The sequence below is a fragment of the Pseudomonas sp. B8(2017) genome (assembly GCF_002113575.1).
Taxonomy (GTDB): Bacteria; Pseudomonadota; Gammaproteobacteria; order Pseudomonadales; family Pseudomonadaceae; genus Aquipseudomonas; species Aquipseudomonas putida_Z.
The window spans coordinates 340,268-353,981 of sequence record NZ_NEIO01000003.1; the positions used below are offsets into that span (position 1 = coordinate 340,268).

Consider the following 13,714-nt stretch of genomic DNA (forward strand, 5'->3'; position numbering starts at 1 on the left):
AAGGCAGGCACGACTGGTCAGACAGATATGAAACCCTGTGGGAGCGGGCATGCCCGCTCCCACAGGGATTAGCGGTGTTGCTACTGCTGGTGCTCGGCACCTTGCAGCGCTTCATCACCCAGCTGCAAGGTCACACCATGCTCCACCTTTTCTTCCTCGAACAAGCGCCAAACCTGGCCACCTTCGCTACCCAGCAGCTCGACGAAGCGCCGCCCGTCAACCTTGTCCTCCAGCTGCCCCACATAGCGCCCTGCCTCGACCCGGCTCAGCAGCACCTTGCGGTCTTTCTCCGGCTGGGTTGGCGAAATCAGGTTCAGCTCCAGGCTCTGCGGGTCGCTGTTGCCGGCCAGGCGCACATCCACTTCGCCGGTCAGCTCGTCCAGGTGCACGCCGGCCTTCAGGCCCAGCGTCTGCGCCAGCAGTTCTCGGTCCAGCGAGCGGTTGATGCCCTTGCCAGCCTCGTAGTAGTTGTCGTTCACCAGGTTGTCCGGGTTGTGCACGGCGATGCTGACCATGGTCAGGCTCAGGCACACCGAGGTGGCGAGGATGCCGATGATGATCCAGGGCCAGAGGTGCTTGTACCAGGGGCTGGCGGCGGTGGCAGGCATTGTGGGTTATCTCTCTCAGCGGATCTGTGGGCCGATGAAGCGGCTCTTGGCTTCAACCTGGGCGTCGCTGTCATCGGCGCTCTTGAGGATGAAGGTGATTTCGTTGGTGGTCGATGGCAGTTTCTCGGGCGCGATCGACAGCTGCACCGGCAGGCTGACGATGTCACCAGCGTCCACGCGGATCTCGCGCTGGCCTTCAAGCTTCAGGTCCGGCAGGCCGGTAGCGTCCAGCACGTAGACGTGGTCACGCTGGTCCTTGTTCATCACTTTCAGGCTGTACACGTTCTCGATCCGGCCCTGGGCGTTCTCGCGGTACAGCACGCGGTCCTTGCTCACGTCGAAACCGACCAGCGAACGGGTGGCGAAGGCGGTGGCCAGGCCGACCATCATCACCAGCAGGACCACGGCATAGCCGATCAGGCGTGGGCGCAGCATGTGGGTCTTCTGCCCGGACAGGTTGTGTTCGGTGGTGTAGCTGATCAGCCCCCTGGGGTAGTTCATCTTGTCCATGATGTTGTCGCAGGCGTCGATGCACGCGGCGCAGCCGATGCACTCGATCTGCAAGCCGTCACGGATGTCGATGCCGGTGGGGCAGACCTGCACGCACATGGTGCAGTCGATGCAGTCGCCCAGGCCCGCGGCCTTGTAGTCCAGGTCCTTTTTGCGCGGGCCGCGGGTTTCGCCACGGCGCGGGTCGTAGGAAACGATCAGTGTGTCCTTGTCGAACATCACGCTCTGGAAGCGCGCGTAGGGGCACATGTACACGCATACCTGCTCGCGCAGCCAGCCGGCGTTACCGTAGGTGGCGAGGGTGAAGAAGCCGACCCAGAAGTAGGCCCAGCCGTCGGCCTGGCCGGTAAAGAATTCGGTGGCCAGTTCACGGATCGGCGAGAAGTAGCCGACGAAGGTCATGCCGGTGACGAAGCCGATCAGCAGCCACAGGCTGTGCTTGGCGAACTTGCGCAGGAACTTGTTGCCGCTCATGGGGGCTTTGTCGAGCTTCATGCGCTGGTTGCGGTCGCCCTCGGTGACCTTTTCGCACCACATGAAAATCCAGGTCCACACGCTTTGCGGGCAGGTGTAGCCGCACCACACCCGGCCGGCGAACACGGTGATGAAGAACAGGCCGAAGGCGGCAACGATGAGGATGCCCGAAAGCAGGATGAAGTCTTGCGGCCAGATGGTGGCGCCGAAGATGTAGAACTTGCGCTCGGGCAGGTTCCACCACACGGCCTGGTGGCCACCCCAGTTCAGCCATACGGTGCCGAAGTACAGCAGGAACAGCACAGCCCCGCCGACCATGCGCAGGCGTCGGAACAGGCCGGTGAAGGCACGGGTGTAGATCTTTTCCCGGGAGGCGTAGAGGTCGACGGAATCCTTCCCTTTGTTGGCAGGCGGGGTGACGTCATGTACCGGAATTTGCTTGCTCATCATCAAGTCCCACGGCAGTGGAGAAACGCCGCAGCCAGTGCGTGCCGGCCGCAGTCTCGCGCAATCTGCTAGCGCTCTGCGGCCCATGATACGCCGCTGATGGCAGTATGGGGCTGCACTGCGACCTTTAGTCGCGTTGGGTTCGTGGTATGAATCGTGTTATGGCAGGTGTCAATTGATCCAGGTCATCAGCCTGCAAGAAATGCTGTGTCTTTGCCGGCCTCTTCGCGGGTGAACCCGCTCCCACAGGAATCGCACAGGCCCTTGGGCGAGCGCAGTACCTGTGGGAGCGGGTTTACCCGCGAAGAGGCCAGGCCTGCTTACTCGGCCTTGGCCGGTTCGGCCTGCTGCGACAGGCTGTACACATAAGCCGCCAGCAAGTGCACCTTGTCATTCCCTTGCATCTGCTCCTGGGCCGGCATCTGCCCCTGGCGACCGTAGCGGATGGTCTGTTGCAACTGGGCAAAGCTCGAACCGTAGATGAACGCCTGCGGATGGGTCAGGTTCGGCGCGCCCATGGCTGGCGTACCCTTGCCCTCCGGCCCGTGGCAGGCCACGCAGTTGGCGGCGAAGATCTTCTGCCCGTTCTCGGCATCGGCCTTCACGCCCTCTGGCAGGGTGCGGCCATCGAGCTTGCTGACCACGAACGCGGCCACATCGGCCACGCCCTGGTCACCGATCACTTCGGCCCAGGCCGGCATCACGCCGTGGCGACCGCCCATGATGGTGGTCTTGATGGTGTCTGGCTCGCCGCCCCAGCGCCAGTCGTTGTCGGTGAGGTTAGGGAAGCCGAAGGCACCCTTGGCGTCGGAGCCGTGGCACACCGAGCAGTTGGAAGCGAACAGCCGCGCGCCCATCTTCAGGGCCTGCGGGTCCTTGGCCACCTCGGTGATGGGCATGGCGGCGAACTTGGCGAAGATCGGCCCGAAGCGGGCGTCGGCCTTGGCCATTTCCTTTTCCCACTCGTGCACGCCGGTCCAGCCCGGCTGGCCGTTGGAAAACTCGGTCTGCTTGTCGTTATCCAAGTACGAGTAGCCCGGCAGGACGCCTTTCCAGTTGCCCAGGCCCGGGTACAGCACCAGGTAGCCGAGGGCGAAGACGATGGTACCGACGAACAGCCAGAACCACCATTTCGGCAGCGGGTTGTCGTACTCCTCGATGCCATCGAAGGCATGCCCGACGGTTTCGTCGGTGACCTCTTCGCGCTGGCCCTTGCGGGTCGACAGCAGCAGCCAGGTCAACGAGAAGATGGTGCCCAGGGTCAGGACGGTAACGTACAGACTCCAGAAGGTTGTCATTGTTTTTTGCTCCCAGAAGCTTTTGCTTGCTCGACGTGCCGGCTGGCTTCGGGGTCATCCGCGAAGGGCAGTTGGGTCGCTTCGTCGAAGTCCTTCTTGCGCCGTGGGTTGAACACCCACAGCGCCAGGCCCACGAAGGCCACCATCACCACGACGGTGCCCAGGCCGCGAATCATCCCGATATCCATCAGCGTCACCGTTTGCTCTTGATGATGGTGCCAAGACCCTGCAGGTACGCGACGATGGCGTCCATTTCGGTCTTGCCCTTGACCGCGTCGCGGGCCCCGGCGATATCGGCGTCGGTGTACGGCACGCCGAGGGTGCGCAGCACCTCCATCTTCTTCGCGGTGTCCTTGCCGTCGAGCTTGTGCTCGACCAGCCACGGGTACGACGGCATCTTCGATTCCGGTACCACGTTGCGCGGGTTGTACAGGTGCGCACGGTGCCAGTCATCGGAGTAACGGCCACCGACCCGCGCCAGGTCCGGCCCGGTACGCTTGGAGCCCCACAGGAACGGGTGGTCCCACACGCTCTCGCCGGCTACCGAGTAGTGGCCGTAGCGCTCGGTTTCGGCACGGAACGGGCGGATCATCTGCGAGTGGCAGCCCACGCAGCCTTCGCGGATGTAGATATCGCGGCCTTCAAGTTCCAGCGCGGTGCGCGGCTTCATGCCTTCCACGGGTTTGTTGGTGACGTCCTGGAAAAACAGCGGGACGATCTGGGTCAGGCCACCGACGCTCACGGCGATGACCATGAAGAAGGCCAGCAGGCCTATGTTCTTCTCGACGGCTTCATGCTTCATCAGTGCGCTCCCACGACGACGATCTTGGCGGCTTCCTCAGCCTGTGCCGGGTTGGCGGCACGTACGGTACGGAACACGTTGTAGGCCATCAGCAGCATGCCGGTGGCGAAGAACGCACCGCCCAGGGCGCGGACGATATAGCCAGGGTGGCTGGCCTGCAGGGCTTCGACGAAGGAGTAGGTGAGGGTGCCGTCATCGTTGATGGCGCGCCACATCAGGCCCTGGGTGATGCCGTTTACCCACATCGAGGCGATGTACAGCACGGTACCGATGGTAGCCAGCCAGAAGTGCGCGTTGATCAGGCCGACGCTGTGCATCTGCTCGCGGCCATACAGGCGCGGGATCATGTGGTACACGGCGCCGATCGAGATCATCGCCACCCAGCCGAGGGCGCCGGCGTGGACGTGGCCGATGGTCCAGTCGGTGTAGTGCGACAGCGAGTTCACGGTCTTGATGGCCATCATCGGGCCTTCGAAGGTGGACATGCCGTAGAACGCCAGCGACACCACCAGGAAGCGCAGGATCGGGTCGGTGCGCAGTTTGTGCCAGGCACCGGACAGGGTCATCATGCCGTTGATCATGCCGCCCCAGCTTGGCGCCAGCAGGATGATCGACATGACCATGCCCAGCGACTGCGCCCAGTCAGGCAGGGCGGTGTAGTGCAGGTGGTGCGGGCCGGCCCAGATGTACAGGGTGATCAGTGCCCAGAAGTGCACGATCGACAGGCGATACGAGTAGATCGGGCGTTCGGCCTGCTTGGGTACGAAGTAGTACATCATCCCCAGGAAACCGGTGGTGAGGAAGAAGCCCACGGCGTTGTGGCCGTACCACCACTGGATCATCGCGTCGGTGGCGCCGGAGTAGGCCGAATACGACTTGAACAGGCTTACCGGCAGCGAGATGTGGTTGACGATGTGCAGCATCGCGGTAACCACGATGAAGGCGCCGTAGAACCAGTTGCCGACATAGATGTGCTTGGTCTTGCGCTTGACGATGGTGCCGAAGAACACCAGCCCGTAGGTGACCCACACAATGGCCAGCAGGATCGCCAGCGGCCACTCGAGCTCGGCGTATTCCTTGGTGGTGGTGTAGCCCATCGGCAGGGTGATCAGCGCCCCGACGATCACCGCCTGCCAACCCCAGAAGGTGAAGGCGGCCATGCTGTCGGAGATCAGCCGGGTCTGGCAGGTGCGCTGCACCACGTAGTAGCTGGTGCCGAACAGCGCACAGCCTCCGAAGGCGAAGATCACCAGGTTGGTGTGCAGCGGGCGCAGGCGGCCGAAGCTGGTCCAGGGCAGGTCCAGGTTCAGTTGCGGCCATACCAGCTGCGAGGCGATGAAGACGCCGAGGCCCATGCCAAGGATCCCCCAGACCACCGTCATGATGGCGAACTGGCGGACGACCTTATAGTTATAAGCAGTCGGACTGATTGCTGTGCTCATTGCTAAGGTTCCACGGTTTTGATGTTCTTGTTGGTCGAAAAATCGGCGCCAGTATTGATAACCACCGGGGTTACCGCAACGCAACTTTGGTACGCCGACCCGTGCCCGAGCCCGTTCACTGATGTCCCGCAGCGATCGGGTCTGGACGATTGTACACAAATAAATATTTGTAATGTGTACCGTTTTTCGCCTTTTTCTGATCGATCGGTCAAGCTTTTTATCGGGACGGCGACAGGCTACGCGCCGCGTCTGCTCCGCTCCTTTCGGAGCGAGGCCCACTGAGGCAACAAGCTTAGTTGTGTTCGGAGGGGGTGCAAGGAGGGGTAGAGCGGGGAGAGGGGCTGCTTTGCAGCCCTTCGCGGGCTTGCCCGCTCCCACAGGTTCACCACAATGCTTGAAATCTGTGGTTAACCTGTGGGAGCGGGCGAGCCCGCGAATGGGTGTTACTTGGCAGTCAGGTCTGGCGAAGCTTGATCCTGCGACAGGCTATACACGTATGCCGCCAGCAGGTGCACCTTGTCGTTGCCCTGGATCTCCGCCTGCGCCGGCATCTGACCCTGGCGACCATAGCGAATGGTCTGCTGCAGCTGGGCAAAGCTCGAACCGTAGATGAACGCCTGCGGGTGGGTCAGGTCTGGCGCGCCCATGGCCGGGGTGCCCTTGCCTTCAGGCCCGTGGCAGGCCACGCAGTTGCCGGCGAAGATTTCCTTGCCCTTGGCGGCGTCGGCCTTGACCCCTTCCGGCAGGCTGCGGCCATCGAGGTTGGTGAGCACGAACGCGGCCACATCCGCCACGCCCTGCTCGCCGATCACTTCGGCCCAGGCCGGCATCACGCCGTGGCGACCGTTCATGATCGACGCCTTGATGGTTTCCGCCTCGCCGCCCCAGCGCCAGTCCTTGTCGGTGAGGTTGGGGAAGCCATAGGCACCCTTGGCGTCCGAGCCGTGGCACACCGAGCAGTTCGAGGCGAACAGGCGGCTGCCCATTTTCAGCGCCTGCGGGTCCTTGGCCACTTCTTCCACGGGCATGGCAGCATACTTGGCGAAGATCGGGCCGAATTTTGCGTCGGCCTTGTCCATCTCCTTCTGCCATTCGTTGGCGCCCGTCCAGCCATTTTCATAGCCCGGCAGGATGCCCTTCCAGTTGCCCAGGCCCGGGTAGAGGATCAGGTAGCCGACCGAGAACACCAGGGTGCCGACGAACAGCCAGAACCACCACTTGGGCAGCGGGTTGTCGTATTCCTCGATGCCGTCGAAGCTGTGGCCCATGGTCTGGTCGGTGGTGTTGTTGCTCTGGCCCTTGCGGGTGGCGAGCAGCAGCCAGGTCAGGCCAATCAGGCTACCGATGGTCAGTACGCAGATGTACGTACTCCAGAAGGTGGTCATTGCCCGTTACTCCTTTTTGCAGCAGGTTCCTGTCCGGCAGAGGGCAGGCGGTCGTCGACGAAGGGCAGCAGGCGCGCTTCGGCGAAATCACGGTCGCGGCGGCGGTTGAATACCCACAGGGTGAGGCCGATGAAGGCGATCATCACCACCAGTGTGCCCAGGCCGCGGATCATGCCGATGTCCATTCCCATCGCATTCACCTCTTGTTCTTGATCGCGGTGCCGAGCACCTGCAGGTAGGCGACCAGGGCGTCCATCTCGGTCTTGCCCTTGACCGCGTCGCGGGCCCCGGCGATGTCATCGTCGGTGTACGGCACGCCCAGGGTGCGCAAGGTGCGCATCTTGGTGTCGGTATGGCTGTTGTCGACCTGCTGGGCGACCAGCCATGGGTACGACGGCATCTTCGACTCCGGTACCACGTTGCGCGGGTTGTACAGGTGCGCACGGTGCCAGTCGTCCGAGTAGCGGCCACCGACCCGGGCCAGGTCCGGCCCGGTGCGCTTGGAGCCCCACAGGAACGGGTGGTCCCACACGCTTTCACCAGCCACCGAGTAGTGGCCATAGCGCTCGGTTTCGGCGCGGAACGGGCGGATCATCTGCGAGTGGCAGCCTACGCAGCCTTCGCGGATGTAGATATCGCGGCCTTCCAGCTGCAGCGCGGTGTAGGGCTTCATGCCTTCCACCGGCTTGTTGGTGACGTCCTGGAAGAACAACGGGACGATCTGGGTCAGGCCGCCGATGCTGACGGCAAACACCATCAGCAGGGCCAGCAGGCCGACGTTTTTCTCGATGACTTCATGTTTCATCAGGCAGGTCTCCTCAAGCCAGCTGGGCGTTCGCAGGGGCGACATCGAGCGCCGGCGAACGCACGGTGCGCCAGGTGTTCCAGGCCATCAGGAACATGCCGCTGAGGAAGATCGCACCGCCGACGAAGCGCACGATGAAGCCTGGGTGGCTGGCCACCAGGGTTTCCACGAACGAGTAGGTGAGCGTGCCGTCGCTGTTGACCGCGCGCCACATCAGGCCCTGGGCGATGCCGTTGACCCACATCGAGGCGATGTACAGCACGGTGCCGATGGTGGCCAGCCAGAAGTGCGCGTTGATCAGGCCGATACTGTACATGCGCTCCTTGCCGAACACTTTCGGGATGGTGTGGTACAGCGCGCCGATCGAAATCATCGCCACCCAGCCGAGGGCGCCGGCGTGGACGTGGCCGATGGTCCAGTCGGTGTAGTGGGACAGGGCGTTGACCGTCTTGATGGCCATCATCGGGCCTTCGAAGGTGGACATGCCGTAGAACGCCAGCGACACCACCAGGAAGCGCAGGATCGGGTCGCTGCGCAGTTTGTGCCAGGCGCCGGACAGGGTCATCATGCCGTTGATCATGCCGCCCCAGCTTGGTGCCAGCAGGATCAGCGACATCACCATGCCCAGCGACTGTGCCCAGTCGGGCAGGGCGGTGTAGTGCAGGTGGTGCGGGCCGGCCCAGATGTACAGGGTGATCAGCGCCCAGAAGTGGACGATCGACAGGCGATAGGAATACACCGGGCGTTCGGCCTGCTTGGGCACGTAGTAGTACATCATCCCCAGGAAGCCCGCGGTCAGGAAGAAGCCCACGGCGTTGTGGCCGTACCACCACTGCACCATGGCATCGGTGGCGCCGGCATAGACCGAGTAGGACTTGGTCAGGCTGACCGGCAGTTCCAGGTTGTTGACGACGTGCAGCATCGCCACGGTGAGGATGAAGCCGCCGAAGAACCAGTTACCGACGTAGATGTGCTTGGTGTTGCGCTTCATCAGCGTGCCGAAGAACACGATGGCGTAGCTCACCCAGACGATGGTGATCAGGATGTCGATCGGCCATTCCAGTTCGGCGTATTCCTTGGAGCTGGTGTAGCCCAGCGGCAGGCTGATGGCCGCCAGCAGGATCACCAGTTGCCAGCCCCAGAAGGTGAACGCGGCCAGGCCCGGTGCGAACAGGGTGGTCTGGCAGGTGCGTTGCACCGAATAATAGGAGGTGGCGAACAGCGCACAGCCGCCGAAGGCGAAGATCACCGCATTGGTATGCAGGGGGCGCAGGCGGCCGAAGCTGGTCCAGGGGAGGTCGAAGTTGAGGGAAGGCCAGGCGAGCTGGGCGGCGATGAAGACGCCGAGCCCCATCCCGACGATTCCCCACACCACCGTCATGATGGCGAATTGGCGGACCACCTTGTAGTTATAGGCGGTACTGCTGGTTGTGTTCATGTATGGGTTCCCATCCACGGTTATTTGGCAGGCTTTACAGCGAGGCAAGCATGATTAATGGGCAAAGTGCCGGTATTGACGGGGATCAATGGGCGAAGGTCGGAAATGTCCCAGGCTTGCGCTGCGATCCCCCGCACGTTCGGGGCAAGGACGGCTACAAGGGCTGCCTGATCCTGGCCCATGGCGCAGGTGCGCCGATGGACAGCGGGTTCATGGACGAAATGGCGCAAAGGCTTGCGGCGCTTGGGGTAGCGGTAGTGCGCTTCGAGTTCCCGTACATGGCCGAGCGCAGGGTTGCCGGCGGCAAGCGGCCGCCGAACCCGCAGAAGGTGTTGCTGGAATGCTGGCGCGAGGTGTACCGGCAGGTGCGACCTTTGGTCGCGGGCAAGCTGGCGGTGGGTGGCAAGTCCATGGGCGGGCGCATGGCCAGCCTGCTGGCCGATGAACTGGAAGCGGATGCACTGGTGTGCCTGGGCTATCCGTTCTATGCGGTGGGCAAGCCGGAAAAGCCACGGGTCGAGCACCTGGCCGAATTGAAGACGCCGACGTTGATCGTGCAGGGCGAGCGGGATGCGCTGGGTAACCGCGAGGCGGTGGCAGGGTATGCGTTATCGCCGGCGATCGAGGTGAGCTGGCTGGTGGCGGGGGACCATGACCTGAAGCCGCTGAAGGCCTCGGGGTTCAGCCATGAGCAGCACTTGCAGGCGGCGGCTGAGAAGGTTGCAGCTTTCCTAAAAGATTAGTGCTGGATTCTTCGCGGGCTTGCCCGCTCCCACAGGAACTACACAGGCCTGGAAGCTTGTGTGGTATCTGTGGGAGCGGGCGAGCCCGCGAAGAGGCCGGTACAGGCTACCGCTTAGTCACGGTACTCGCACAGGTAGGCAGTATCCACCGCCACCTTCAGCTGGAACTTGCTGTCGGCGGCCACATTGAACTTGTCACCGGCGTTGAAGGTTTCCCAGTTGTCGCTACCTGGCAGCTTCACGGTCAGGGCGCCGGAAACCACGTGCATGATCTCGCGCTTGGCAGTGCCGAACTCGTATTCGCCCGGGGCCATCACGCCGACAGTGGCCGGGCCTTCTTCGCCAGCGAATGCGATCGACTTGACGGTGCCGTTGAAGTACTCGTTGACCTGGAACATGGGCGACTCCTGAAAAGGGGGGATGAAAAAGGGCTGGCCAGTATGCCCAAGCCCACGGGCCCCGTCATCTGCTTTCAGGTAGCGTCCACCGGCAGGCTCAACGGCAGCAGCCGCGCGGTATTGCGCGCATCTTCCAGGGCCCGGTGCTGCTGCCCGCAAAAGTGCATGCCGGCCAGCTGCAGTGCACCGTTCAGCCCCGCGGGGCGCTGCAGGTGGCGGGCCTTGGCGAAGCGTTGCTTGAGGTTGATGTGCGGCAGGGTCCGCAGCAGGCTGTCCAGCCCATGCTGCTGCCACTCCTGGTGCAACTGCTGGCGGTCGTAGTCGCCCCAGCTGACCCAGGCCTGAAGCTGCCCGCGGTGGTGCCCGAGCCAGCGCTCGAAGCTTGCCCATACTTCGCGGAACGGTGCGGCACTGTCCACGCTGGCCTGGCTGATGTGGGTCAGCTCACGGCAGAACGGGGTCAGCTGCGGTCGCCGCCGGGGCTTCACGAAGCGCTGGAAGTGGTCGACCTCGCGGCCTTCGCGGGTAACCAGGCTTGCGCCGATTTCAATGACTTCCATCTCTGTGACCGGCCACCCACCATCGTCGGTGGTGGCTTCCAGGTCGATCACCAACCAATGGCCCATACCAGGCTCCCTTGCAGATCCTGCTAGAGCGTAGCCAAACTCAGGGCATCCGGCACCCCCTGGCAATTTGCCTGCGGCTTTGGCACAAAGGGCCACTATCCGGCAGTTGTGTCCGGCCCGGAAAACGCCTAGCTTAGGTGGACCCAGGCATGAACCGTGATGAGCATCCGTCTTGACTCCAGCGCCCGGCCTAAAGGCCCTGTCTTCCCTGATGCTGTTGGCCGTGTTCTGGCTGGCGGCGCCGGTATGGGCTGCCGATGCCGTCGAAGTGAGGATTGGCGCGGCGCATTTCCCACCGTATACGGTACGCCCCGAGCAGGGCGCCGACAGCGGCCTGCTGCCGCAGCTGGTCGACGCGCTAAACCGCACGCAGCAGCGCTACCACTTCGTCGTGGTGCCCACCTCCATCCAGCGGCGTTTTGGTGACCTCCAGCAAGGCCGCACCGACATGGCCATTTTCGAGAACCCGGAGTGGGGCTGGCAGCAGATTGCCCACCAGAGCGTGGACCTGGGCCTGGAAGACGCCGAGGTGTTCGTCGCCCGCAAGGCCAATGGCCGTGACCCGCATTACTTCGACGACCTGCACGGCAAGCGCCTGGCGCTGATCAACGGCTACCACTATGCGTTCGCCGGCTTCAACTCCGACCCGGACTACCTGCGCACCGCCTACAAAGCGACCCTGACCTATTCCCACGACAGCAACCTGCTGATGGTGCAGGCCGACCGCGCCGACATCGCCCTGGTCACGCGTTCCTATCTCAGCGATTTCCTGAAGCGCAACCCGGCCAGCCGGGACCAGTTGGTGTCCTCGCAGCGCATTGACCAGGTCTACCACCACTACGCCTTGCTGCGCCCGGGGGCGCCGATCGGCGAGCAGTCGTTCGCGGCGCTGCTGCGGGCCCTGCGCGACAGTGGCGAGCTGGCGCGCATCTTCGAGCCCTACCGCATCACGGTGTCGGCCCCACACGACTAAATTCCCGTGGTGCGGCAACGTTCTCAGCAGTGAGCCTTTTCTTCATTGCCGTGAGTCAAGCCCATGCCGTTCGATGCCGCTTCGCAGCCCCAGTCAGCGCCACGCTGGCGCAGCCTCAGTGCCGAGGAGGGTGACAGCTGGCTGAGCCTGTCCCTCGAAGGCCGCCCGCTGATCCAGTTGCGCCTGGAGGTGGGCGCTACCCTGCATGTTCACCTGGAGCGGCTGTGCCCCGAGCGCCCCTATCAGGCCTTGTGGGCCGCCTGTTATTGGCTGCTGGCCCGCGACACCGCCTGCCAGCGCCTGGCCTGGTACCTGCCCGAGGCGTTGCCCCAGGCATTGACCAGTGGCCTGCTGCTTGCCGGCGAGCAGCCTGGCCAATACCTGTGCGAGCGAGCGCTGTTCTGGCAGCTGCCACAGCCGTGGCTGGGCGAGTCGGCCGGCGTGGCATACCCGCAGCAAATGCAGATCAGCAACGGCAAGCGCCACCCACGCCGCGCGCCCAAGCCTCGTGGCGAGGTGTACCGGCGCTTCGATACGCGCCTGGGCAGCTGGGTGTCGCTGCGTACCTTGGAGATCGAGCATGACCTGGAGCGCTTCAACCGCTGGCAGAACAACCCGCGGGTGGAGGCGTTCTGGCAGGAGGCTGGCACCCTGGCGCAGCACCGTGAATACCTGGGCAAGCTCGAGGCCGACCCGCATGCCCTGACGTTGATCGGCTGCTTCGATGACCAGCCGTTTGCCTACTTCGAGGCGTACTGGGCCAAGGAAGACCGCATTGCGCCGTTCTACCCGGCCGATGACTACGACCGTGGCATCCACATGCTGGTAGGGGAGGAGAGCCATCGCGGGCCGCACAAGGTGGCCAGCTGGCTATCGGCGCTGGTGCACTACCTGTTCCTGGATGACCCGCGCACCCAGCGGGTGGTGGCCGAGCCGCGTGCAGACAACGGCAAGATGATCGGCTACATGCACGACCAGTGCTTCCATTGCGACAAGGAGTTCGACTTCCCGCACAAGCGCGCGGCGTTGATGATTCTGGGGCGGGAACGGTTTTTCGATCGCTGCAAACTGGCTTGATATCGAGGTGGCTTCTTCGCGGGCGCGCCCGCTCCCACAGGTCCCCCTCAGTCTTTGAGGTCTGTGCTTTTCCTGTGGGAGCGGGCGTGCCCGCGAAGAAGCAGACTCTGCCTGATCAGGCCTGCCGACTGGCCGTCTTGCGGCAATGTACCAGCGCATCGCGGATCATGAAGTTGACCAGTGTCGGCGACACTCCCAGCTCCTTGGCAATGTCCTTCTGCGGCACGCCATGCAGGCGGTACATCTCGAAGGCATAGCGGGTGCGCTGGGGCAGTTCGTTCAGCGCCTCGGCAATGTCATCCAGCGCGGCAAGGTTGATGTGGGTGGCTTCGGGGGAGGCGTTTTGCACGACTACGTTCAGGCCTTCCTCCTCGCTGCCGGAGTACTTCAACTCCATCGCCTGCTTGCGATAGTGGTCGATGGCCAGGTTGCGCACGATCTGGAACAGGTAGCTCAGCTGCGCCTTGAACGACGATGTGATCTGCGGGGCGGCGCTGAGCCGGAAAAAGGCGTCCTGCACCACATCTTCGGCGCGCGACCGGCAGCCGGTGATGCGGGCAGCAATCTTGACCAGGATGCTGCGGTTGTCTACGAAGGCCTGCAGTAATGGTGAATCGCACTTACTTGTGGATAGTTGTTCCGCCATGGAAATCACCTTGTCACAGAGGGGAAAGGACGCACCCAAATT

Annotated in this window: 16 protein-coding genes; 3 read left to right on the forward strand and 13 right to left on the reverse strand. The window is 63.3% G+C overall.

The window, feature by feature from the left end; genetic code table 11:
• Positions 1 to 80 precede the first annotated feature (80 nt).
• The 10 genes from CAG22_RS07600 to ccoN (CAG22_RS07650) all read right to left on the reverse strand — a co-directional run bounded on the left by CAG22_RS07600 (position 81) and on the right by ccoN (CAG22_RS07650) (position 9,209).
• The gene (locus tag CAG22_RS07600) at positions 81 to 608 is read right to left on the reverse strand and encodes a FixH family protein (RefSeq protein WP_085592831.1); all 528 of its coding nucleotides are present in this window, start codon (positions 606 to 608) and stop codon (positions 81 to 83) included.
• Positions 609 to 623: 15 nt separating this feature from the next.
• Positions 624 to 2,039, reverse strand: coding sequence for a cytochrome c oxidase accessory protein CcoG (ccoG, locus tag CAG22_RS07605; RefSeq protein WP_085592829.1), 1,416 nt, complete (start codon positions 2,037 to 2,039; stop codon positions 624 to 626).
• Between the two features lie 320 nt (positions 2,040 to 2,359).
• A complete protein-coding gene (gene ccoP / locus CAG22_RS07610) occupies positions 2,360 to 3,337 on the reverse strand; it encodes a cytochrome-c oxidase, cbb3-type subunit III (protein ID WP_025340010.1) in 978 nt (325 codons plus the stop codon).
• Positions 3,334 to 3,525: a CcoQ/FixQ family Cbb3-type cytochrome c oxidase assembly chaperone gene (locus CAG22_RS07615; protein WP_003259925.1), complete on the reverse strand. Its 192-nt coding sequence runs from the start codon at positions 3,523 to 3,525 to the stop codon at positions 3,334 to 3,336. Before CAG22_RS07615 ends, ccoP (CAG22_RS07610) begins: the two co-directional genes overlap by 4 nt.
• A gap of 5 nt (positions 3,526 to 3,530) precedes the next feature.
• A complete protein-coding gene (gene ccoO / locus CAG22_RS07620; RefSeq protein WP_013973496.1) occupies positions 3,531 to 4,139 on the reverse strand; it encodes a cytochrome-c oxidase, cbb3-type subunit II in 609 nt (202 codons plus the stop codon).
• Positions 4,139 to 5,581, reverse strand: a complete 1,443-nt coding sequence (gene ccoN, locus CAG22_RS07625) for a cytochrome-c oxidase, cbb3-type subunit I (protein WP_015271137.1) — start codon at positions 5,579 to 5,581, stop codon at positions 4,139 to 4,141. Before ccoN (CAG22_RS07625) ends, ccoO (CAG22_RS07620) begins: the two co-directional genes overlap by 1 nt.
• A 443-nt stretch (positions 5,582 to 6,024) precedes the next feature.
• A complete protein-coding gene (gene ccoP, locus CAG22_RS07635) occupies positions 6,025 to 6,966 on the reverse strand; it encodes a cytochrome-c oxidase, cbb3-type subunit III (RefSeq protein WP_075045873.1) in 942 nt (313 codons plus the stop codon).
• A complete protein-coding gene (locus CAG22_RS07640; protein ID WP_023661030.1) occupies positions 6,963 to 7,157 on the reverse strand; it encodes a cbb3-type cytochrome c oxidase subunit 3 in 195 nt (64 codons plus the stop codon). The genes ccoP (CAG22_RS07635) and CAG22_RS07640 overlap by 4 nt, the downstream gene beginning before the upstream one ends.
• 5 nt (positions 7,158 to 7,162) lie before the next feature.
• Positions 7,163 to 7,771: a cytochrome-c oxidase, cbb3-type subunit II gene (gene ccoO / locus CAG22_RS07645; protein WP_013973492.1), complete on the reverse strand. Its 609-nt coding sequence runs from the start codon at positions 7,769 to 7,771 to the stop codon at positions 7,163 to 7,165.
• Between the two features lie 13 nt (positions 7,772 to 7,784).
• Positions 7,785 to 9,209: a cytochrome-c oxidase, cbb3-type subunit I gene (gene ccoN, locus CAG22_RS07650; RefSeq protein WP_013973491.1), complete on the reverse strand. Its 1,425-nt coding sequence runs from the start codon at positions 9,207 to 9,209 to the stop codon at positions 7,785 to 7,787.
• A 50-nt stretch (positions 9,210 to 9,259) separates the two neighbouring features.
• Between ccoN (CAG22_RS07650) and CAG22_RS07655 the strand changes: the two genes are divergently transcribed.
• On the forward strand, positions 9,260 to 9,952 hold the full coding sequence (locus CAG22_RS07655) for an alpha/beta family hydrolase (RefSeq protein WP_025340007.1): 693 nt from the start codon (positions 9,260 to 9,262) through the stop codon (positions 9,950 to 9,952).
• A 113-nt stretch (positions 9,953 to 10,065) separates the two neighbouring features.
• Here CAG22_RS07655 and CAG22_RS07660 read toward each other — a convergent pair whose 3' ends face one another.
• The gene (locus CAG22_RS07660) at positions 10,066 to 10,350 is read right to left on the reverse strand and encodes a pyrimidine/purine nucleoside phosphorylase (protein WP_033699336.1); all 285 of its coding nucleotides are present in this window, start codon (positions 10,348 to 10,350) and stop codon (positions 10,066 to 10,068) included.
• Between the two features lie 74 nt (positions 10,351 to 10,424).
• On the reverse strand, positions 10,425 to 10,976 hold the full coding sequence (locus tag CAG22_RS07665; protein WP_075045871.1) for an exonuclease domain-containing protein: 552 nt from the start codon (positions 10,974 to 10,976) through the stop codon (positions 10,425 to 10,427).
• Between the two features lie 172 nt (positions 10,977 to 11,148).
• On the opposite strand from CAG22_RS07665, the gene CAG22_RS07670 reads away from it, so the two are divergent.
• The gene (locus tag CAG22_RS07670; protein ID WP_085705112.1) at positions 11,149 to 11,949 is read left to right on the forward strand and encodes an ABC transporter substrate-binding protein; all 801 of its coding nucleotides are present in this window, start codon (positions 11,149 to 11,151) and stop codon (positions 11,947 to 11,949) included.
• Positions 11,950 to 12,012: 63 nt separating this feature from the next.
• On the forward strand, positions 12,013 to 13,026 hold the full coding sequence (locus CAG22_RS07675; protein WP_085705114.1) for a GNAT family N-acetyltransferase: 1,014 nt from the start codon (positions 12,013 to 12,015) through the stop codon (positions 13,024 to 13,026).
• 115 nt (positions 13,027 to 13,141) lie between these two features.
• On the opposite strand, the gene CAG22_RS07680 is transcribed toward CAG22_RS07675, so the two are convergent.
• On the reverse strand, positions 13,142 to 13,672 hold the full coding sequence (locus CAG22_RS07680) for an RNA polymerase factor sigma-70 (RefSeq protein ID WP_015271130.1): 531 nt from the start codon (positions 13,670 to 13,672) through the stop codon (positions 13,142 to 13,144).
• Between the last annotated feature and the right edge of the window lie 42 nt (positions 13,673 to 13,714).